This window comes from Pseudomonas sp. F3-2, assembly GCF_038804275.1.
GTDB lineage: Bacteria > Pseudomonadota > Gammaproteobacteria > Pseudomonadales > Pseudomonadaceae > Aquipseudomonas.
Genome location: NZ_CP152388.1, coordinates 5,966,677 through 5,985,576, shown reverse-complemented (window position 1 = coordinate 5,985,576; position 18,900 = coordinate 5,966,677). Strand labels below are relative to the sequence as shown.

17 protein-coding genes are annotated in these 18,900 nt (G+C 57.4%); 13 read left to right on the top strand and 4 right to left on the bottom strand.

The window, feature by feature from the left end:
• Positions 1–171 precede the first annotated feature (171 nt).
• The 4 genes from AAGQ88_RS26730 (at position 172) to AAGQ88_RS26715 (ending at position 3,402) form a co-directional block, all read left to right on the top strand.
• Positions 172–1,452 (top strand): hypothetical protein, encoded by a 1,281-nt coding sequence (locus AAGQ88_RS26730; protein ID WP_342654079.1) that lies wholly within the window; start codon positions 172–174, stop codon positions 1,450–1,452.
• Positions 1,453–1,859: 407 nt separating this feature from the next.
• The gene (locus AAGQ88_RS26725; RefSeq protein WP_342654078.1) at positions 1,860–2,519 is read left to right on the top strand and encodes a carbonic anhydrase; all 660 of its coding nucleotides are present in this window, start codon (positions 1,860–1,862) and stop codon (positions 2,517–2,519) included.
• 48 nt (positions 2,520–2,567) lie between these two features.
• Positions 2,568–3,038, top strand: coding sequence for a cyanase (cynS, locus tag AAGQ88_RS26720; protein ID WP_342654077.1), 471 nt, complete (start codon positions 2,568–2,570; stop codon positions 3,036–3,038).
• Positions 3,039–3,147: 109 nt separating this feature from the next.
• Positions 3,148–3,402, top strand: a complete 255-nt coding sequence (locus AAGQ88_RS26715) for a DUF2790 domain-containing protein (protein WP_285422813.1) — start codon at positions 3,148–3,150, stop codon at positions 3,400–3,402.
• Between the two features lie 425 nt (positions 3,403–3,827).
• On the opposite strand, the gene AAGQ88_RS26710 is transcribed toward AAGQ88_RS26715, so the two are convergent.
• Both AAGQ88_RS26710 and AAGQ88_RS26705 read right to left on the bottom strand, forming a co-directional pair.
• On the bottom strand, positions 3,828–4,751 hold the full coding sequence (locus tag AAGQ88_RS26710; RefSeq protein WP_342654076.1) for a LysR substrate-binding domain-containing protein: 924 nt from the start codon (positions 4,749–4,751) through the stop codon (positions 3,828–3,830).
• Between the two features lie 185 nt (positions 4,752–4,936).
• A complete protein-coding gene (locus tag AAGQ88_RS26705) occupies positions 4,937–5,860 on the bottom strand; it encodes a DMT family transporter (RefSeq protein WP_342654075.1) in 924 nt (307 codons plus the stop codon).
• A gap of 152 nt (positions 5,861–6,012) precedes the next feature.
• Between AAGQ88_RS26705 and gcvA the strand changes: the two genes are divergently transcribed.
• The 9 genes from gcvA (at position 6,013) to AAGQ88_RS26660 (ending at position 16,586) form a co-directional block, all read left to right on the top strand.
• On the top strand, positions 6,013–6,921 hold the full coding sequence (gcvA, locus tag AAGQ88_RS26700) for a transcriptional regulator GcvA (RefSeq protein ID WP_342654074.1): 909 nt from the start codon (positions 6,013–6,015) through the stop codon (positions 6,919–6,921).
• Positions 6,922–7,313: 392 nt separating this feature from the next.
• Positions 7,314–7,757 (top strand): cupin domain-containing protein, encoded by a 444-nt coding sequence (locus AAGQ88_RS26695; RefSeq protein WP_342654073.1) that lies wholly within the window; start codon positions 7,314–7,316, stop codon positions 7,755–7,757.
• Positions 7,757–9,265, top strand: a complete 1,509-nt coding sequence (locus tag AAGQ88_RS26690; RefSeq protein ID WP_342654072.1) for a methionine--tRNA ligase — start codon at positions 7,757–7,759, stop codon at positions 9,263–9,265. The genes AAGQ88_RS26695 and AAGQ88_RS26690 overlap by 1 nt, the downstream gene beginning before the upstream one ends.
• 17 nt (positions 9,266–9,282) lie before the next feature.
• Positions 9,283–10,407, top strand: a complete 1,125-nt coding sequence (locus AAGQ88_RS26685) for an FAD-dependent oxidoreductase (RefSeq protein ID WP_285422841.1) — start codon at positions 9,283–9,285, stop codon at positions 10,405–10,407.
• The gene (locus tag AAGQ88_RS26680) at positions 10,404–11,351 is read left to right on the top strand and encodes an ABC transporter substrate-binding protein (RefSeq protein WP_342654071.1); all 948 of its coding nucleotides are present in this window, start codon (positions 10,404–10,406) and stop codon (positions 11,349–11,351) included. The genes AAGQ88_RS26685 and AAGQ88_RS26680 overlap by 4 nt, the downstream gene beginning before the upstream one ends.
• Before the next feature lie 52 nt (positions 11,352–11,403).
• On the top strand, positions 11,404–12,762 hold the full coding sequence (locus AAGQ88_RS26675) for a SidA/IucD/PvdA family monooxygenase (RefSeq protein WP_342654070.1): 1,359 nt from the start codon (positions 11,404–11,406) through the stop codon (positions 12,760–12,762).
• The gene (gene sbnA, locus AAGQ88_RS26670; RefSeq protein WP_306470198.1) at positions 12,759–13,778 is read left to right on the top strand and encodes a 2,3-diaminopropionate biosynthesis protein SbnA; all 1,020 of its coding nucleotides are present in this window, start codon (positions 12,759–12,761) and stop codon (positions 13,776–13,778) included. The genes AAGQ88_RS26675 and sbnA overlap by 4 nt, the downstream gene beginning before the upstream one ends.
• Complete coding sequence (sbnB, locus tag AAGQ88_RS26665) at positions 13,771–14,778, top strand: 2,3-diaminopropionate biosynthesis protein SbnB (RefSeq protein ID WP_342654069.1); 1,008 nt, start codon at positions 13,771–13,773, stop codon at positions 14,776–14,778. The genes sbnA and sbnB overlap by 8 nt, the downstream gene beginning before the upstream one ends.
• On the top strand, positions 14,769–16,586 hold the full coding sequence (locus tag AAGQ88_RS26660) for an FAD/NAD(P)-binding protein (protein WP_342654068.1): 1,818 nt from the start codon (positions 14,769–14,771) through the stop codon (positions 16,584–16,586). Before sbnB ends, AAGQ88_RS26660 begins: the two co-directional genes overlap by 10 nt.
• A 53-nt stretch (positions 16,587–16,639) precedes the next feature.
• On the opposite strand, the gene AAGQ88_RS26655 is transcribed toward AAGQ88_RS26660, so the two are convergent.
• Positions 16,640–17,299 carry a hypothetical protein gene (locus AAGQ88_RS26655; protein ID WP_285422845.1) on the bottom strand — a complete coding sequence of 220 codons (660 nt, stop codon included), beginning with the start codon at positions 17,297–17,299 and terminating at the stop codon, positions 16,640–16,642.
• 310 nt (positions 17,300–17,609) lie between these two features.
• Complete coding sequence (locus AAGQ88_RS26650) at positions 17,610–18,893, bottom strand: hypothetical protein (protein ID WP_342654067.1); 1,284 nt, start codon at positions 18,891–18,893, stop codon at positions 17,610–17,612.
• Positions 18,894–18,900: the final 7 nt, after the last annotated feature.

Genomic DNA, 18,900 nt, shown 5'->3' with positions numbered 1-18,900 from the left:
AGCTTGGAAATGGAGTTCGGATAGTAGAGGCCATTACTGACTGTATACACCTAGAATGAGGGACCACCAATGAGGTTTATGCTGATTTTTATATTGTTTCTGACCGGGTGCGTGGGTAATGCGCCCTTTCGATCGGAGAAGGGCACGTGTGATCACTGGAACGGCTGCGGAATGGCTTATGAAGTTACTCCGGAATATGATCTTGGGTTTGTTGAATATTCAGAGCGGGGTAATGATTTTAGTCCAGCCCAAACCGATATGTTGCTGGAAAAAATTAAGACCGCCTCACAAGGGGAGGATGTTGCCTTAGTGGTGTTCGTTCACGGCTGGAAACACAACGCCTCAACGGAAGATGAAAACGTAAAGAGCTTCAAAGATGCGCTTTCTCATATTTATAGGTCTAAAGTTGCTGGTAAGAAAAAGCTGATTGGCGTGTATATTGGCTGGCGAGGCATGAGCTTCCATGGTCTTCAACTCGAGAATCTAACATTCTGGGATAGGAAGGCAGCCGCTGAGGAAGTGGGTCGTGGGGGCGTCACCGAATTTGTGGTGAGACTTGAGGCCATTTCCAAGTCAAGGCCCGGCAATTTTATGCTGACGGCCGGGCACAGCTTTGGCAGTGCGATAGTGCTGTCTGCGTTAGGCGATACCCTGATGGAAAAGATGCTCGATCTACAGAATCATCGGGTGGGAGTTGAGGCATTCGGGGATGTGGTTGTGCTGCTAAATCCGGCAGTCGAAGCAAATCTGGGCCTATTACTGAAAGAAAATAGTATGAAGGTCGGTCACCAGCAGCGCAAGGTTCCTACATTGATGTATGTAGTCAGCTCTCGCGCAGACTCCCCAACCAATACTTTTTTTCCGATAGGGCAATGGTTTGGCGTCACGCTCACTTGGAATGAGGTGGTCATAGACCGAAATTACCCTGGGCAGAAAAAAACTTACCATATTCCTGAAACTGAATTAGACAGAATAACAATCGGAAATTATGAACGTTTTTGGACTGGCTACATGGACGATGTGATGGTGGAGGGACCATCTAAACTTCGGTACCAGAGCGTTATCAGCGACTCAGTGATCAGCGATTCGGGCCTTGGTGTTAAAGCTATAGGGTCAACCGATACGATAGGCAAGTGGGGGTACAAATCTTATTGTTCAAATACTCTGACGTTTAACGATAATCATCGGTTGCCTTGCTATGCTGACGATCCCATCAATTTCATATCTGCCCCGGAAAGCTTTATTGAGAATCATAACGATGTATTCAATGATTCTGTTAAGTCATTGTTAGCGACCGCTGTTATGGAGTCATTGATCAGAAAACAGCAAGGTCCGGAGGATCAGTACTGCCAAGAAGGTGGGGAGTTCTCATTTGGTAAATGCTTTACCTACTATTACGAGGTCAACCGTAGGCTTTCAAGCAAGGTGCCCCTTGTAAGTATTGCAAACTAGAGCCTTCGATAATCTTTATTAAAAGCTATTTCAGCATTTCAAAACCCGCCCCGGCGGGTTTTTTATGTGGCAGACGGTGAGGTAAATTTTCTGTCTACCGCCGTTACCAGTTGAGTCATGGTTTAGCTCTGCAAAAGGACAGCATCGATGGCGGGGTGTGAGTGTTAGCGAACGCGATCCCTATGCCCCGTTCTCATGCCAGAAGCGAAATGTTCCTACCGACCACACATCACCCACGCCGTGACCACAACTGTTTCGCAACATCGAATCGTCCCTGATGTAGTGAGCAAATATATATTTCGACCTATAAGACAATCTGATCCACCTCATAATAAATGAGACTTTTACCTTATGTGATGCCTTGCTTAATGTTCGTTCCACACCCAACACACATTGAGCCAACAACCATGAAAGCGATCACCGACGGTTTTCTGAAATTCCAAAAAAACGCCTTCCCTGAGCGCGTCAAGCTGTTCAAGGACCTCGCTAATCAGCAGGCCCCGAAGGCGCTGTTCATCTCCTGCTCCGACAGCCGACTGGTGCCTGAACTGGTCACCCAGCGCGAACCAGGCGATCTGTTCGTCATCCGCAACGCTGGCAACATCGTGCCTTCGTACGGGCCAGAGCCAGGTGGTGTTTCGGCCTCGGTCGAATACGCGGTGGCCGGCCTCAACGTGGCTGACATAGTGATCTGCGGCCACTCCGATTGCGGCGCGATGACCGCCATTGCCACCTGCAAGTGCCTGGATCACATGCCCGCCGTTGCCGGTTGGTTGCGGTACGCCGACTCGGCCAAGGTGGTCAACGAAGCCCGCAAACACGCTGATCAGCCGAGCAAAGTTTCGTCCATGGTGCGCGAGAACGTCATCGCGCAGCTGGCCAACATTCAGACCCACCCCTCCGTTCGCCTGGCGCTCGAAGAAGGCCGCGTGACCCTGCATGGCTGGATCTACGACATCGAAACCGGTCGCATCGACGCCTTTGATGGCAGCACCGGGACCTTCGTCTCCCTCGCCGAAAATCCAGAAGTCCGCGCCGTTTTCAAACAAGCCAGGCACGTTGCCTGAACCCGAACCTGAACCTTTGTTTGCGCTTACTTATCTAGGAGATTCATCATGATCCAGACTCAAGCTACCCGTACCGCTCGCCAGGAACTGACCGAAACCATCATTCTGGCCAAAGCCCGCAAGCACCTCTCCTTCGCACAGATCGTTGAAGGCACCGGCCTGTCCGAAGCGTTCGTCACTGCTGCTCTGCTGGGCCAGCACCCGCTGCCTGCCGTCGCCGCCAAGGTCGTGGGCAAGAAGCTGGACCTCGATGCCGATGAGGTCGCCTTGCTGCAATCGATGCCCATCCGCGGCAGCTTCTTCGAAGGCATCCCGAGCGACCCAACCATCTACCGTTTCTACGAGATGATGTCGGTCTACGGCACCACCCTTAAGGCGCTGGTTCATGAGAAGTTCGGTGACGGCATCATCAGCGCCATCAACTTCAAGCTGGACATACAGAAGGTTGAAGATCCGGACGGTGGCCACCGCGCCGTGATCACCCTGAACGGCAAGTACCTGCCGACCAAGCCTTTCTGATGTAACTCAGCCCGGCGTCCAACGGCGCCGGGCCATACCCAACCCTTGAATACGACTGAGCACCACTCAAGTGCTTCGGTCTTCTCACGCCCTCAATAAGGTGATTGCTATGAAACTGTTACTCGTTTTGTTCCTTGGCTGCTTCGGTTCTGTCTCTATGGCAGCCGAGCAGGATACTCAGACCGCACAGGTCAAGGTCGAGTCTTATCGGTACGCTCAACACTTGGATATCGCCAACGTGGTCGCGGCGACTGAGGTACCTAATGTCTGCAATGTGGTGCCGGTCCAGCTGACATATGACGACTCTAAAGGCGACCGCCACATTATGGAGTACCTAGTTGTAGGGAATGGGTGTACGAACTAATGCAACATCGAGACTCTGCCTGAGGCCAGTGCTTGGCCTCAGGTCCAGCACCATCGCACACGCTTTCACCCGCTAGGTCCAAGTGGAAGTTTTGGTCTTAAACTAGCCCTTTTATCCGGCCAGGCCCAGCATCATCGGGAGCGTCTTAGGCGCCGACACCGACACTACACTATGCCTGTAACCCTTCTGTCTATGGGCGGGGTTCACGACAATGAAGCAGCCTCTGACTATAAAGCCTTCGCAGTGACCTTGAGTTCCGCAAGCCTCTCACGCGTAAGCCGCCTTGATCTAGCCAATTGAGCCGACCCCGCTTCGTTAAGGCGGCGCCGGCGAATCGACCTGCTGGCGACAGACTTTATTCCGTAGGATCGGAACGAAAAACCCACCATCAGGTGGGTTTTTTCATTCACCTGTGGATAAACCCATCACGCGACCTGTCCTACCTCGCGTACCGGCCCGTTCGCTGTTTTTCCTGCCTGTAACACCGCCCATTTCATGAACTCGACAATCGCCCATTCCTCGCGCCGCTCTTTTGCGCAGTACACGAAATAGTCGAATTTCAGCTCGGACGTAGCATTGGTGACTTGCACCAGGCGTTTGGATTGCAGGGCTTCTGAGGCGAATACGTTGTTGACCAGGGCGATGCCTTGCCCAGCGCAGGCGGCACTTATCAACAGGGATTCGTCGCCGTAACTTGAACCTTGGATCATTTTGCGATTATTCATCCCGAATGCATTCATCCACACCCTCCAGTAGTTGCGTTCGGTGTCCTGCAGCAGAGGAAAAGTCAGGCAGTCCTGCGGGCTCTCGATATTGCGCTGTTTGCTGAGCAGATCGGGGCTGCAGACGGGGATGAGATAGGAAGACCAGAGCCGGGTGGCATGGTTGTCTGGGCTGGCGGCCATTTCGCGCTGGATCGAGATATCCACATGCCCGTGCTTGAGGTCCGACAAGCCGTTGCAGATCTGGATGGAGATTTCGACGTTCGGGCAGCGTGCCTTGAAATCGCCCAAGGCGGGAATCAACCAGGAACTGGCGATGGTGGAGGTCGTGCTGATGACCAGGCGGGTCTGTCGAGTCTGTTTAAGCGACGCGCCGGACCAGGCTTTCTCGATCACGTCGAAAGTGTCTGCAAGCTCGTCGTACAGACCACGACCGCTGGCGGTCAGTTGAATGCCTTTGGCGTCGCGCTCGAACAGGCGCTTGCCGATCTGATCTTCCAGACCCTTGATCTGTTGGCTCACGGCTGCAGGCGATACGCACAAATGGTCAGCCGCACGCTTCATGCTGCCGACTTTGCACACTTCCACGAAGGTGCGAAGGGCTATCAACGGGATCGCTCTGCTCATCCTGGATACTCCGCCGAAGTCTCACAGCCCATTTGCCGAGGGATCAACGCGCTTGTGTGTGTTGCCATATCGGTCTTCCGAAAGCCTGTTCATGTCCTTGGCGAGCCTTTTCGAGGCACAACCATGCCCCGTCTGGTCAACGCCACCAGACAACTGCGTATCAGCAACTGTGGATAAGTTTTGAATCAGGTGGTCGCAGGCGTGTCCTGCGCCTGGGCAGCAGGCTTGGGCTTGCTCTTGCTGAGCACGAACCAGACTGCCAGGCATATCAGCCCGCCCCCGTAGAGGTGCCCGGCAGACAGACTTTCGTGAAGAAACATCACGCCCCAGAGCACGCCGAAGGGCGGGATCAGGAATGTCACGGTCAAGGAGCGAACAGGTCCGATGTCGGCGATCAACCGGAAGTACAAGATGTAGGCGCAGGCCGTGCAGATGAAGCCGACGGCAGCGAGCGACATCCAGACGGTTGCGTCACCCCAACTGGCGGGCGGATTGACCGTTGCTGAAATGGCGAAGAAAGGCGCCAGGAATAACGTTGCTCCGATCTGACTGCCGAACGCGACCAGCTTCGCATCCAGTCCGCCCTTGTCGGCAATCCACTGGCGCGTCAGGAATCCTGCGGCGCCGTAGCAGCTGGTCGCGACTAGACACGCCAGGGCGCCCATCACGACGGTGCTGGTGAAGGTCATTGGCCCTGTGGTGGTCAACAATGTGATGCCCACCAGACCTGTCAGTACACCTGCCGCTTTTTTCGGCGTCAGCGAATCATTAAAGAACATCGAGCCGATCAACACACCCATCAACGGCGTCGTGGCATTGAGAATCGCCGAGTACCCGGCGGGCAGTAACATTGCCGCCATGCTGTACATCAAAAAAGGAATGCCTGAGTTGATTACGCCGAGAATAAGCGTCGCTTTGAGTTTTCCGTGAAATTCGTAGCGGGTTTTCAAAATGGCCAGAATGACCAATAAACCGATGGCGCCGAGTAGTACGCGGAAGAATGCGGTGGGTAATGCGCCGAGCACAGGGGCGGTAACGCGCATGAACAGAAAACTTGCGCCCCAGATGGCGGCGAGTACAAGTAGTCGAACATAGTCGGATAATTTCATCGCACTTCCCTTTGAATCACATCGTTGACCCTCGCCGCAAAGTTGTCGATTGACGCTTGTCGAGGCGGGGTGTGATGATTTGAGCAGTGTCTGAAGCCGTGCTCAAGCGAGCTTTTCTAACGCACATTAGATTTTCTTAACTGAGGACAGGCATGAAATTCCCGCCCCTTTACGCGCTGTTGTGTTTTGAAGCGACGGGGCGTCATGCCAGCATGAAAGGCGCGGCGGGGGAGCTTTTCGTCACGCCGGCGGCGATCAGCCAGCAAATCGCCAAACTGGAAAAAGCCGTCGGTGTCACGCTGTTCATACGCAACACCAAGCGCCTGGAACTCACGCCTGAGGGCAAGATTTACCTACGGGCGATTCGGCCTGCGCTGGGGCAGATTTCCGATGCCACCCAGCGACTGATGAACGACAACGGGCCGAATACCATCACCGTCAGTTGCACCAGCGGATTTGCGATGCAGTGGTTGCTGCCGCGTTTGCCGGACTTCCAGGCCATATGCCCAGGCATCGAAGTGCTCATCAGCACGACCAATCGGCTCGTGGACCTGCTGGGCGACGGCGTCGATTTTGCCGTACGGCACGGCTTGGGCCGCTATCCGGGGCTTGAGGTGGAAATGCTCATCAATGACCGGTTGCAACCGGTATGCAGCCCGAGCCTGCTGCCGGATTCTCGATATCTGTCATCGCCCATCGACCTGAAGAGTTACAACCTGCTGCACGATGAGCACCGTGAAGACTGGGCGTTGTGGCTGCGTGCAGTGGGTATCGAAGATGCTGAAGCCGCGGTGCATCGAGGGTCGGTCTTCGTCGACTCCAATGGCGTGATCGAGGCCGCTCTGGCGGGGATGGGCATCGCGCTGGTGCGCCGTTCGCTGATCCGCGAAGAACTCGCGTCTGGGCGTTTGGTCGTGCCGTTTCGCGCCACTATCGATACGCCGATCGCCTACTACCTGGTTTACGACGAGACCGCCATTCTCCCCAAATCGAGCCGCCAATTTCGCGACTGGCTGGTGTCTCAGGCCCTCGCCAGCCAGCGGGAATTCACCACGCGCTGATCTGCATACACACTGGATTTGCACGTAGTCGCGATTAATCAAACGGCTAGGTTGCGTCTGACCAGACGCCATCGCCAGCACACTTACAGCTGGACGATGAAATCCCGAATACTCGTTCTGTCTGCTGTTTATTCACTGTTTATCACAGCAGTTAAGTCGTACTTCAGTGTCCGGTGGCGCAGCACAATCATCCATAAAATCACTTAAACGATTGATAACTCTCCCGATTAAGCAAAGTTCGGTTAAGTCAGACTTAACCGTCGATTGCGTATTTCTAGTTTGCTCGCCTGTGCGATTTTCTTCAGTTTATCCCTCAACCGGTAGGCGTCGATCGGTATTCGCTGACGCCGATAAACAACGAGCAGGGATGCTCCGGGCTGAAGGAGAACCTCATGACAGAATTCCAAATATTTCGCCCCATGGCCTGGGACAAACTGGTTCATGAATATGATCTGGACGGTTCCAGGCTCTTGCCGTGGGATGGCTATCCAACGCCGATTGGCGGCGGTTGGTGTGTAGTCCGGCCACACACCAAATCGCTGTCGCATACCCAGATTGATCAGGAATTTTTCATTGGTATCAAAGGGACGGCCAAGTTGGTGGTGGGGGATCAGACTTACCCGTTCACCATGGGCGATATCGCCGCTATTCCCAAGCACACTGATCACTATGTGTTCAACGATACCGACGAGGACTTTCATTTTTACGTGGTGTGGTGGGACCGGGATTCCGCCAACCGCTTTCTGGACGAAGACGCCCAGCAAGCTGTCGCCCTGAATGAGTTTGCGTTGCAGAAGGCGACGATTCACGACGTGTCCGATCAGAGGGCTTCGTAATGGGTAAGTTGCTCGTCACTATCACGCCGCCGACGCCAAACGGCGACCTGCACATCGGTCATATGGCCGGTCCATTCCTGGCCGCTGACATCTACACCCGCGCACAGCGCCAGCGTGGCCACGACTGCACGCTGGTCTCCTATTCCGACGACTATCAGTCCTACATGCTTCGCCGCGGCATTGAACTGGATCGCCCGCCGCAAGAGCTGGCGCTGGAGAACACCGACAAGATCAACGATACGTTGATGAAGATGGGTATCCAGGTCGATTTCTGGATGCGGCCGTACCGCAACAACTACTTCAAGAAAGCCGTGGAAGAGATGTACGAATTCGCGGTGAAGGCCGGGGCGATCTACAAGAAAGTCAGCCAGGAACCCTACTGCGAGCATTGCGATAAATGGGGTTACGAAGCGTTCGGGCGCGGCAACTGCGATCACTGCGGTTCCGACTCCGACGCCAGCCAGTGCGAAGAATGCGCGCACACGCCCAATGCCTCGAAGATGTCCCAGTTCCGCTGCAAGCTGTGCAGCGCGCAGATGATCTGGCGCCCTGTAGAGCGAGAGTTTCTGGCGCTGTCGAATTTCCGCAGTCATCTGAAAAACACATTCGAACACGCGCCGCTGCGGCCTTTCATCCGCCGCTTCCTCAATGAAGAGTTCGAAATCGGGCCCGTTGACTGGGGCATCACCCGCCCTCACGACGGCGGTCTGGACCTCAAGCCCGATGGCAGCCGGCGCATCCACACCTGGGTCATGGGGCTGTCGGGCTACCTGGCGGCGTTCCGTGAATACCTGAACGAGTACAAGCACGCGCCTTGGGAGTACGACGAATACTGCCGATCCGGCAAAGGTCGGCTGGTGCACTTCTTGGGATACGACTGCGCGTTCAGTCACATGATGGTGTATCCGTCGCTGCTGCAGACCATGCACGGCTACCGCATGCGCCAGACCTTCTACACCAACCAGTTTCTGACACTGAACGGCAAGAACCTGTCCACCAGCCGAAATTACGCCATCTGGGCGCGGGATCTTGTTGCGCAAGCCTGTACAGACAGTGCGCGTTTTTATCTGGCGCTGATCGCACCGGAGCAGGACACCGACGATTTCGACGTCGAGAAATTCGCTGCCTGGCGTGAACAGACCTTCAACGAGGTGCTGGTCAAGCTCGCGGCGCAGGCCGAACGGGAACGCGTGGACGGCGACAGCCTGAAAGTGAGCTCGGCGGATGCGGCCGCGATCAAGATCCTCGTGGCGCGCTGGTTTGAAGTGACCTCTGTGGATCACTTCAGCATGAAGGGGCTGGCGGTGCTGTTGTCGGACGTGATCAACGCCGCGCGCGACCGTCAGTTGCTGGGCAAGCGGATCCTGCCGTTCATGGCATTGATCGGTGCCATCGGGGCTCCGGTGTTCCCGGACCTGGCCCGGCAGATCCTGCGTTATTGCCGCTTCACTGAGAATGAAGTGTTTCACCAACTGGTTTACGTCAGTGCCGTCGAGTACGAAATCTGATCGGGAGGCGCACGGTGATGAAAACTTCGTTCGATGTGATCGTGATCGGCGCCGGTGTCATGGGAGCTTCGATTGCCGCTGCACTGGTTGAGAACGGGCTCGATGTCGCCCTGATGGAGAAAGGAATTGCCGCAGGCCAAGGCGCAACGCGTGACACCGGCGGCATTGTCCGGGGGCTGGAGCTGGACCCTGCGCTGCGTCCTCTGACCCGTCGCGGCGCGCATCATGGCAGCACCGGCATCGTTCACGCGATGTTCGAGCAGGCGCTCAGCCGCAGTGGCGTTGCCTACATCGCCAGCGCCGAGGTCTGCGGCAAATATCTGGAAGCATTCGGCAACGAAGGCCCGGAAAACATTGAGCTGCACGCGTCAGTGGATGCGCTGGATAACGGACGTTATTCAGCGTACTGCCCCGGCGAATGCCTGCTCATCGAACGCAGCGGCGGGACCGTCGATGCACGCGCCGCTGTGTCGAATCTCTCCCGGTACGTCAGCGAGAAGGCCACTTATCTCGATCATCTGGCGGTCGATCGGTGTGTCGAGCTGGACGGTCATGTGCAGGTCCATGCAGGCAAGCTGTGCCTGGAAGCGACGTGGGTGGTCGATGCCTGCGGCGCAAGCGGACCGCTTACCCGGCCGCGTAATGCGGTGCATGCACGCACGATTCCTTTCACGCGGTTCGGCTGTGACCAGGCGCCGAGCATGCCGATCATTGCGCACAATCTGAACACCTACCTGCTGCCGCTCGGGCGCAATCTGGTTCAGGTGGGAGGTCAGCGCCGTCAGCGGGCTGCCCACGCTGATCAGCTCAACCTGGCGCCGCTGGATAACGAGCAAGACGTGATGGATCGCGTCGCCCGGCTTGGTTACGACAAACACCACAGTCTCCCGGTGGTGACGCAGATTGCCTGGGACGCCTACACCGATGACGGCCGGCCGCTGATTGGCCGATCCAGCGCCAGAAGCCACATCTTTCTGGCGACAGGGTTCTGTGGCATTGGCTTCAAGATGGCGCCCAGCGTGGCCGAGCTGCTTGCATTCGAACTCGGCGGACTGATGGCAGGTTTGCCAATGGACGCCCACCATCGGTCGATCATGGAAGCGTTTTGCCCATCACGGTTCGCTGAGGTGGCGTTGTCATGATGCGAATAGGCATTTGCGCAGCGCTAGACGTCGGCACGACCCTGCATGCACGCAGCTTCCTGCGCGGGGTTTACCTCTCAAGCCACTTGTTCGGCAATGTCCGCCGCGCGCGGCATTTCTATTTCGACGACGGCGCGAGCGCGGAGGGTGGCCGGGCTGCGGCCAGGCATTTCATCGATGCCCAAGTGGACGCCGTCATCGGTCACTTCGCTTCCGACTCTGCTGCCGCTGTCGTCGAAAGTTATGCACAGGCAGGTATTCCGCTGATTCTGCCCGCTTCCACCTGTGCAGCATTGACGCAGGAAGGCAGTACAACGTTTCGCGTCTGCGCATCGGACAGGTTGTTGGCGGAGCGTTTATTGAGCTTCGCCCAGCAGCAAGGCTTCATGCGGCTGGCGTTGTTTGCAGACGCCAGCCTGCATGGCCAGCAGCAGATGCACGAAATACAACAGGCCATAAAGTTATCCACAGTGCAGCTCGCAGGGGCGCTGGAGCGTGCTGACGCCGTGGTGTTCTGCGGGCGACTCAAGGCCAGCCGACAGTTCCTTGTGGAATACCGCGCCGCCGGTTGTGGATTACCGATGATCTTCACTGATGACGCGGCCTCGCCCGCACTCGTAAATGGACTTGAGCAGACCGGCACGGTGTATGTCATCAGCTTTCCGGTCGCCAGCGATTTGCCCGAAGCGCAATCAGCTGAGCTGGCCTACCAACGCCTCTATGGTGAGCCCGCGCCGGTTTACGCCATCGAAACCCTTGCGGCCTTTGCCCTTGTGGAGGGTGCCGCCGGCCAGCGTCGCGGGCTGCTCCACGCCCTGCGTTTCAATCAGTTTTCCACACCTGCCGGCCCCGTCAGTTTCAGCAACGGGGAAAACGATCATGCCCGGGTTTCGTTGTGGGTCTATGTCGACCAGCACGTCCATGAACGACGTCTGCTGTGTTGAAACGGGCCACTTCAGGGCTCGCCACGTCTTTGTACTTTCAGGAAGGACCACCATGAATCAGTTTGAAATCGAGGGTTTGCGCCAGGAGCTGGACGTCATCTCGGTCGGCTTCGGCCCCGCCGGTATCGCACTGGCGTGTGCGCTGGAAGACGAGGCGGAGGACAACGGCAAGAAGCCGTTCCAGCGCGTGCGTTTTTTCGAGAAGGGTCGGGATTCCACGTGGCATGGCGCGTTTCTTCTGGCAGGGACCGACATCAACCATCACGTGTTTCGTGATCTGGTCACGCCTCGCAATCCTCGCAGCCGTTTCTCCTTCGCGATGTACTTGAAGGAGAAAGGCCGGCTGTACAAATTCGGTCTGTTGGGGCGGCCAGCCAGTCGCGTGGAGTGGTCGGATTACATTTCCTGGGTGGCGGGACAGCTCAAGGAATATGTCTCCTACGACGAGGGCGTCCTTGAGGTTCTGCCGGTAGCGGAAAAAGGGACCTTGCGCGCAGTCGATGTCGTTACCTCGCAAGGGACTTATCGCACGCGGCGTCTGGTGCTGTCCCATGGCAGCCTGCCAAGAATTCCTGAAGCGTTCGCGCCCCACCTTGGCGGGCGAGTTTTCCACACCTCCCAGTACCTGAAAAACATCCACCTTGGCGGCGGTCCTATCGCGCAGCGCTGGCTGGTGCTGGGTTCTGGCCAAAGCGCCGGCGAGGCCGTCGCGCACCTGCTTGGCGCCGCGCCGACGACGCAAGTGCATTCGGTTCATCGCGGAGTCGGTTTCCGCGTCGGTCAATTGGGACAGTTCCCCAACATGGCCTTCCTCCCGGAGCAGGTGGACTATTTCCATCAACTGCAGCCGGCGAGCCGCAACAAGGTCTTCGAGGCAATTCGTTCGACCAACTACGCAGGCATCGACGCCGATGAGAGTCAGGCGCTGTACTCGTTCATGTACGAAGGTGAGGTGAGTGGGCACCAGCGGCTCAACCTGCATACATGGTCCAGCGTGCAGAGCGTGGAGAAGGTCGGTGACGCATACTCGGTGGTGCTGCGCGACAGCAACACAGGCCTTGAAACCACGCTTTATGTCGACGGAATCGTACTGGGCACGGGTTACGAACAGCTCGCGGTGCCACCTTTGCTGACGTTGCTGCAGCCTTGGCTGTTGCGCGATGAAGACGGCAGCCTGGCGGTGGACCGGCACTATCGCGTGGGCTTGCAGAACAGTGAAGGCCTACAGATCCTGGCCAATGGAACGTCGGAAAAGACTCACGGCATCAGCGATGCCCAGTCGTTTTCCATGGTGGCCCTGCGTGCGCAGCACCTGACCGACGCTTTGCTCGCCACTCAGCCTCGGCAGCTCGCGCCTGTCGTGGCGCATCCGGCGTTATCGATGTCTGCACGCGTGGAGGCACGGCCATGAACTTCATCTCCCACATCGTAGGCGACTCGAACTTCGTCCGGCTCAAGGGGCTGGGATTCGAGAACCTGCATTTGAAGCTCGAATCATGCAATCCGGCGGGCTCGATCAAGATGAAGACTGCGATCGGCTTGATCGATTCCTACGCCGAACGCCGACTTATCCACAAGGACACCATCCTGATCGAGTCATCGTCGGGCAACCTCGGCGTGGCGCTGGCAATGATCTGCGCGGAGCGCGGCTACAAGTTCTGCTGCGTGGTCGATCCCAACACCAACCTGCACAACATCAAGATGATGGAGGCTTTCGGTGCACAGATCGTGATCGTCACTGAGCGCGATGACAACGACGGGTATCTGGGCACCCGGATCCGCTATATCCGTGATGCAGTCGCCCGCGATCCGCGTTACCTGTGGCTCAATCAGTACAGCAATCCTGCCAATGCGCGCACACATGAACACACCACGGCGCGTTCGATTCACATCGCCTTTCCGGCGCTGGATTATCTCGTGGTGGGCGCGGGCACGACAGGTACGCTGATGGGCTGTGTGCAGTACTTTCGCAAGCATTCGCCTCGCACCAAAATCATCGCGGTCGACAGCGTGGGGTCCGTGACGTTTGGCCAGGCGCCGGGCAGCCGCTTCATCCCCGGGCTGGGTTCCAGCCAGATGCCGCCGATCTTCCGCGCCAACCATTTGCACAAACAGCAAGTGGTCGATGAGCGGGCCACCGTCGCCATGTGTCGCTGGCTGGCGAAGTCCAATGGCGTGCTGGCAGGCGGCTCCACCGGGACGGTGGTCGCGGGGCTGGCGGCACCCTCGCTGGGCATTCCGAAGGATGCGGTGGTGGTAGCGATCTCTCCGGATGCGGGCGAGCGGTACCTGGAAACCATCTACAACGATGAGTGGGTCATGCAGAAGTTCGGGCGCGCCGAACTCGCCGCGTTGGGCAGCCAACCCATCAGCCGCTACCTGAGGAACTACGTCCACACCTTCGAAGGGGAAGCCGTCAATGCCTGACTTCCACGTCATTCCCGGCGCTGTGATCAAAGAGATTCTGGAGCGCCATGCTGACAGCATGGTTGCGCGAATCGAACACGTCTATCTGCAGCATCATGATGGGCAAACCCTCAATCCCGACAGTTACTTCTTGCGTTTTCCACAGCAGCCCGCCAACCGGATCATCGCGCTACCTGCGGCGCTCGACGGAGACGACGCAGTCGCTGGCATCAAATGGATCTCCAGCTTCCCAGGCAATGTGGCGCATCAGCAGCCACGTGCTTCGGCTGTAGTCATTCTCAATGATCGCCAAACCGGTTATCCCTACGCCTGCCTGGAAGGTGCGCAGATCAGCGCAGTCAGAACCGCAGCGTCGGCCGTGTCAGGCGCGTACTGGCTCAACGGTCAGTCAAGCAAGGCGCGATCTGTAGGATTCGCCGGCGCCGGAGTGATTGCGCGCAACATCGCTCGAATGCTCTGTGTGGAGGGCTGGGAATTCACCGACGCAGTCGTGCATGACTTCGACGCGGCATCGGCGAATGCGCTCACAGGCTTCATTGAGCAGAGTGACTTATGCACAGCCCGCATCGGCTCGCTTGAGCAAGCGCTGGCGGCGGACCTTGTCATTTTCGCGACGACAGCAGGTGAGCCTTATGTCCGTGCGCCAATGGCCTTCAGGCCGGGTCAGGTGGTGTTGAACATCTCGCTTCGCGACATCGCGCCAGAGCTGCTGTTCGAAGCCAACAACCTCTGCGATGACGTTGAGCACTGCATGAAGGCCAACACATCGCCTCATCTGGCTGAACAGCTCACCGGCAACCGTTCGTTCATGAACGGCACCTTGGCCGGACTGATCCGCGGGGAAGTCGAACTGGATCCGGCCAGGCCATCCATCTTCTCGCCCTTCGGCCTGGGTGTGCTGGACCTTGCGCTGAGTAAATTCATCGTCGACACGGCGCTGGCTGAATCGCGCGCAGTCGCCATCGATTCGTTCTTTGGAGAGACACTGAGATGGAACTGAGCCCGGCACTGCCCATAGAGAAGTTATCCACAACCGGCGGGCCGAGCACGCCATCGATCAGAGTGGGTATCGTTGGTTGCGGCTCTCGGGGTCTCACCGTTCTCGAGCGGCTGTGTGCGCTGGCTGGTGATATCGGGCGTCAGATCGAAATCAGCGTGTTCGATCCTCAAACGCCGGGACCTGGGCTGCATTCGGTCGATCAACCCGACTATCTGATGCTCAACACCGTCGCGTCGCAGATCTCCATGTTCCCCGACCCAGCCGCCCTGGCGGGCTTGACCGGCCGACGCGGACCCAATTTCTATGAGTGGTGCCTGCGTTACAAGTCCGCGGAGCGCAGCGTCAGGCCAAACGAGTTTCTGCCCCGCCGGTGGCTCGGCGAGTACCTGAGCTGGACGTATGCGCAGGTTATTCGAGACCTGCCCGACAACGTGATAGTCAGGCATCACGCCTGCGTTGTGGATAACGTGGAACACACCGATTTGGGCGAGTTCATACTATCCACAGAGAGTGGGGGAAAGCATCCAGTCGACTGGCTGCTTGTCACCGTTGGGCACTCGCAGCCGGCTCCGAATGTGGAAAACAGCTCTGACTCGGATGTGACAGCTCTTGGTTATCCACAGCTACACGCTCTGGGCAATATTTCATCCACAGACGCGATTGCTATTCAGGGCTTGGGTTTATCGGCGATGGACGCGGTTGCGGAGTTGACGGTGGGGCGGGGAGGTCGCTTCGTGCACGGGCCTCAGGGGCTTGAGTACTTGCCCAGCGGGCATGAGCCGCGGCTGTTTCTGTACTCGCGGACGGGTCTTCCCTATCGCACGCGCCCTGATGTAGCTGCTCATCGAGTGAATCCTCCCGCTTTGATTTTTACCCTGTCGGCGGTGGCCGCACTTCGGGCTGATCATCCAGAAGGCCTCGATTTCGAGGCGCAGGTGCTACCGCTGATCAAAGCAGAAATGCTCGCCGAATATTTCGGCATGTTCGCGTCGCTCAAAGGCGAGTCGCCCCAGCGAATCAAATCAGAAATCGCTCATGCCTTTCTGTTGGGAGACCTGGATAAGCGAGCGCGCGAGTTGGCCGCACGGTTTTCCGTTCCGAGCCTGGACGAGGCTGTGTATAACCCCAACTTTCAGCGCGCGCCGGTGGAAAACTACGGCGCATGGATGCGTGGCTTCATAGAGCGCGACATCGCTGAGAGTATCGCTGATCTTGACCACAGCCCTGTAAAGGCAGCTGCAGAAGTGTGGAGAAGCTGCCGGGAGCAGATCCGTCGAGTTGTGGATAACGGCGGACTGAAGCCTGAGTCCCATCGCATCTTCTTCTCGGAATATGCCCCATTGGTCAACCGCATGGTCGCTGGGCCGCAAAAGGAACGCCATCAGGAGCTATTGGCATTGTCCAACGCTGGCTTAATCGAGTGGGTACACTGCGCTCAAGTTATCCACAATGAAGCGGCTGGCGTGACACTGATAGAGCTCGGCTCGGGCGAGAGAGTGAAGCTGACACAGGTCATCAAGGCTCATGTGAGTAGCAACTCGAGTGCTGATACTCAGCCGGCGGTCATCAGGCAATTGCGTGAGAATGGAATTATCCACAGCCTCGACGATTCCGGAAACGGTATTCACGTCGACAGCCACGGCAGGGCGCTACCGAATCTGTGGATAACCGGACCGGTCGTAGAGGGCGCCACGTATTACAACCACTATGTGCCTTCTGCTGGCAGTTACTCCCGAGCCTTCATCGACGCCGACCGAATCGCCCGAGAGATGCTGGGCGTTCATGTGCAGGCAGGGGTGGTTGCGTAAGTCCTGCTGACCGACGCATTGGGGGGAAGCAACGGTATTCCGTCACTGATGCCTTAAATGGGTTTTGTTGCGATGACTTCCAGAACCTGTTGCTGATCCAACAGCCATTGAGCTGACACGTCACACCGGGCCACGACGAGATGATAGATGACGTTGAAGTCGCTTTGCAGATCACGGCTGAAGATGGGTTCATGATGCGCAATCCGATTTCTGAGCAATCTCACCTGATTCAGGTCATCAAAAACTCTCTTTCGTTGTGCGGCGTTGGACATCGTCGGGTCAAGGTTCGGAAGTACTTTGGCGAGACAATGTCTCCAGATGCGATCATCGTGTCTGCTGGTGAACATCTTTTCCCAGAAGACGAATTTCAGTTCAGCGATAACTTGGCCTGTGGCTGATGACTTGTTTCTGACACGCTGCAAGTCGCCTAACGCGTTGTAGCCCGGTCCATTTTGTTTGGGGAGACTTCGTTCGAAGCCTGCATTCCAGGGCCATTGTGGCCCGTGCGTTGACGCCAGCGCGTCAGCGACGGCATTGCGAATAGCCACCTCACAGATGTGTAATGGGATCAGCAGTGCTCCGCAAACCCTGGCATTCCAGGCGTATAGCGCCAGTGCGTCTTCGGCGCTGCCTCCAACAGACCGGGCGAATTGCTCATAAGTGGCCATCCGTGCGGGTGAAAGCGTGGCTCTGACGGCATGGGCCGTTAGCATTGACTCGGCATCCCTATATCCCTATAGTTTTTCACTAGCCACGGGACACGCGGGTGCATGCACCTCCCCCCGAGGACAGACGAAGCAAAGAAGAACCCTGCCAGATGGCGGGGTTTTTTTTGGCCGCAGTATAGGAGTCCTGCTTTCTCGACGCCTTTACAAAAGTATTTCCGCTTCCATCACACTGGGCACCGAGGAGCAGCGGCAAGAGATAACGATGACTCGTCCTCATTCGAGCTATCTGACACTTGCCTGCGACCCAATAAAAAGCCCGCGCTGACAACGTCAGGCGGGCTTAGGGAGGGCGGGATCAAGGGCCGGGGCTTGCCCGAATGATCTTGGGAAACTCATCGAGCGTCACGGACGCCGCGCATCGATCAGCGTTGCACGACCAGCGTTGCTGGGTTTCGGTCATGCCTTTGTCTGCAGACTGAGCGTCCAGGACGGTGACGGGGCGGTTGTTCATTGCTTGGGCGGTGATCCGTGCTTCTCTTGCCCGGCCGGACGCCCAGGCCACCCATATGCGTTCGCTGCCATGGGTAAAGGCCAGTGTGTAGATGCCATCCTCTTGCAGGCTGCTGGCGGCATCGTACGTAAAGTCGCGAACGTAGGGGCTGATGGCTTTGAGCACCGAGTACGCCGATTTTGCGCTCAGGTCGCTGTTGAGCAGTCCGAAGTTGTGCTCCTGTTCGTCTCGAGCGTCGCCATCGTTAATCAGGTCGTACCACCACATGCCCTTGACGTTGGGCAGGGTGCGGACCAGAAAGTAGGCTCGCGCCAGATACGCCGATTGACGAACGACGCTGATGCCACAGTTTCCATCATGGCTGGGCCAGCTCATCTCGGTCAGATAAAGCGCGATTGGCTTGCCGGCTTTGGAGCTGATGCTGCGGTCCACGTCGCGCAGCCACGCAATCCAGCTTTCCGGGGTGTTGCGGTCTGCGCCTTCACAGTGGACATAAGGGTGAAGTGAAATCCCGTCGGCATCCTTGAACACACCCGCGGCTACCATGCGGTCGACGAATCCTCCCTTGATGCCTGCTGTTGTCACCGCGCCGGCCAGCACCTTGGCCTGTGGATTGTTTTTGCGAATGATGGGCGTGGCATCGCGGACCAGCTTCACGTAGTCCGTGCTCAGGCGAGGGTCGGTCGGACTGTCCAGGTCCCACTCGTTCCAGACTTCATAGAACTTCACCGGGCTGCCTAACTGACGAGAGATGTAATCCACATAATTCAGATAGGGCTCTTTGACTTCAGGCGTGCGCGGTTTGACATTGCCGGTGAACGACGTGCCGTAGCCCAGGATGATCACCGGGCTCATATCCAGCCCTTTGGCCGTCCCCAGCCACGCGCGCCATTGCGGGATGATGCGGGGTTGATTGCGCTCCGGTTCAGAAGTCGACCAGAAGGCATCGTCGCGCACCGAGGTGATGCCGGCGGCTTTTGCCAGCTCCAGGCTGCGCAGTGGCTGCTGTGGATTGTTCATCGAATGGGTCGCGACGCCGACGATGAACGGTTCGGCGAACGCGGTGCCGGCCAATGACAGCGCCAGCAACACGGACAGGCTGACACGGCGGCAGATTGAAAAGCGCATGCGTGGA

Excerpts from the sequence above, each read along its gene's own strand:
- AAGQ88_RS26695 (WP_342654073.1), top strand. The coding sequence starts at position 7,314 with ATGACAGAATTCCAAATATTTCGCCCCATGGCCTGGGACAAACTGGTT.
- AAGQ88_RS26730 (WP_342654079.1), top strand. The coding sequence starts at position 172 with ATGGCTTATGAAGTTACTCCGGAATATGATCTTGGGTTTGTTGAATAT.
- sbnA (WP_306470198.1), top strand. The coding sequence starts at position 12,759 with ATGAACTTCATCTCCCACATCGTAGGCGACTCGAACTTCGTCCGGCTC.
- AAGQ88_RS26650 (WP_342654067.1), bottom strand. The coding sequence starts at position 18,893 with ATGCGCTTTTCAATCTGCCGCCGTGTCAGCCTGTCCGTGTTGCTGGCG.
- AAGQ88_RS26725 (WP_342654078.1), top strand. The coding sequence starts at position 1,860 with ATGAAAGCGATCACCGACGGTTTTCTGAAATTCCAAAAAAACGCCTTC.
- AAGQ88_RS26705 (WP_342654075.1), bottom strand. The coding sequence starts at position 5,860 with ATGAAATTATCCGACTATGTTCGACTACTTGTACTCGCCGCCATCTGG.
- AAGQ88_RS26715 (WP_285422813.1), top strand. The coding sequence starts at position 3,148 with ATGAAACTGTTACTCGTTTTGTTCCTTGGCTGCTTCGGTTCTGTCTCT.
- AAGQ88_RS26655 (WP_285422845.1), bottom strand. The coding sequence starts at position 17,299 with ATGCTAACGGCCCATGCCGTCAGAGCCACGCTTTCACCCGCACGGATG.
- AAGQ88_RS26690 (WP_342654072.1), top strand. The coding sequence starts at position 7,757 with ATGGGTAAGTTGCTCGTCACTATCACGCCGCCGACGCCAAACGGCGAC.
- AAGQ88_RS26675 (WP_342654070.1), top strand. The coding sequence starts at position 11,404 with ATGAATCAGTTTGAAATCGAGGGTTTGCGCCAGGAGCTGGACGTCATC.
- AAGQ88_RS26680 (WP_342654071.1), top strand. The coding sequence starts at position 10,404 with ATGATGCGAATAGGCATTTGCGCAGCGCTAGACGTCGGCACGACCCTG.
- gcvA (WP_342654074.1), top strand. The coding sequence starts at position 6,013 with ATGAAATTCCCGCCCCTTTACGCGCTGTTGTGTTTTGAAGCGACGGGG.
- sbnB (WP_342654069.1), top strand. The coding sequence starts at position 13,771 with ATGCCTGACTTCCACGTCATTCCCGGCGCTGTGATCAAAGAGATTCTG.
- AAGQ88_RS26710 (WP_342654076.1), bottom strand. The coding sequence starts at position 4,751 with ATGAGCAGAGCGATCCCGTTGATAGCCCTTCGCACCTTCGTGGAAGTG.
- cynS (WP_342654077.1), top strand. The coding sequence starts at position 2,568 with ATGATCCAGACTCAAGCTACCCGTACCGCTCGCCAGGAACTGACCGAA.
- AAGQ88_RS26685 (WP_285422841.1), top strand. The coding sequence starts at position 9,283 with ATGAAAACTTCGTTCGATGTGATCGTGATCGGCGCCGGTGTCATGGGA.
- AAGQ88_RS26660 (WP_342654068.1), top strand. The coding sequence starts at position 14,769 with ATGGAACTGAGCCCGGCACTGCCCATAGAGAAGTTATCCACAACCGGC.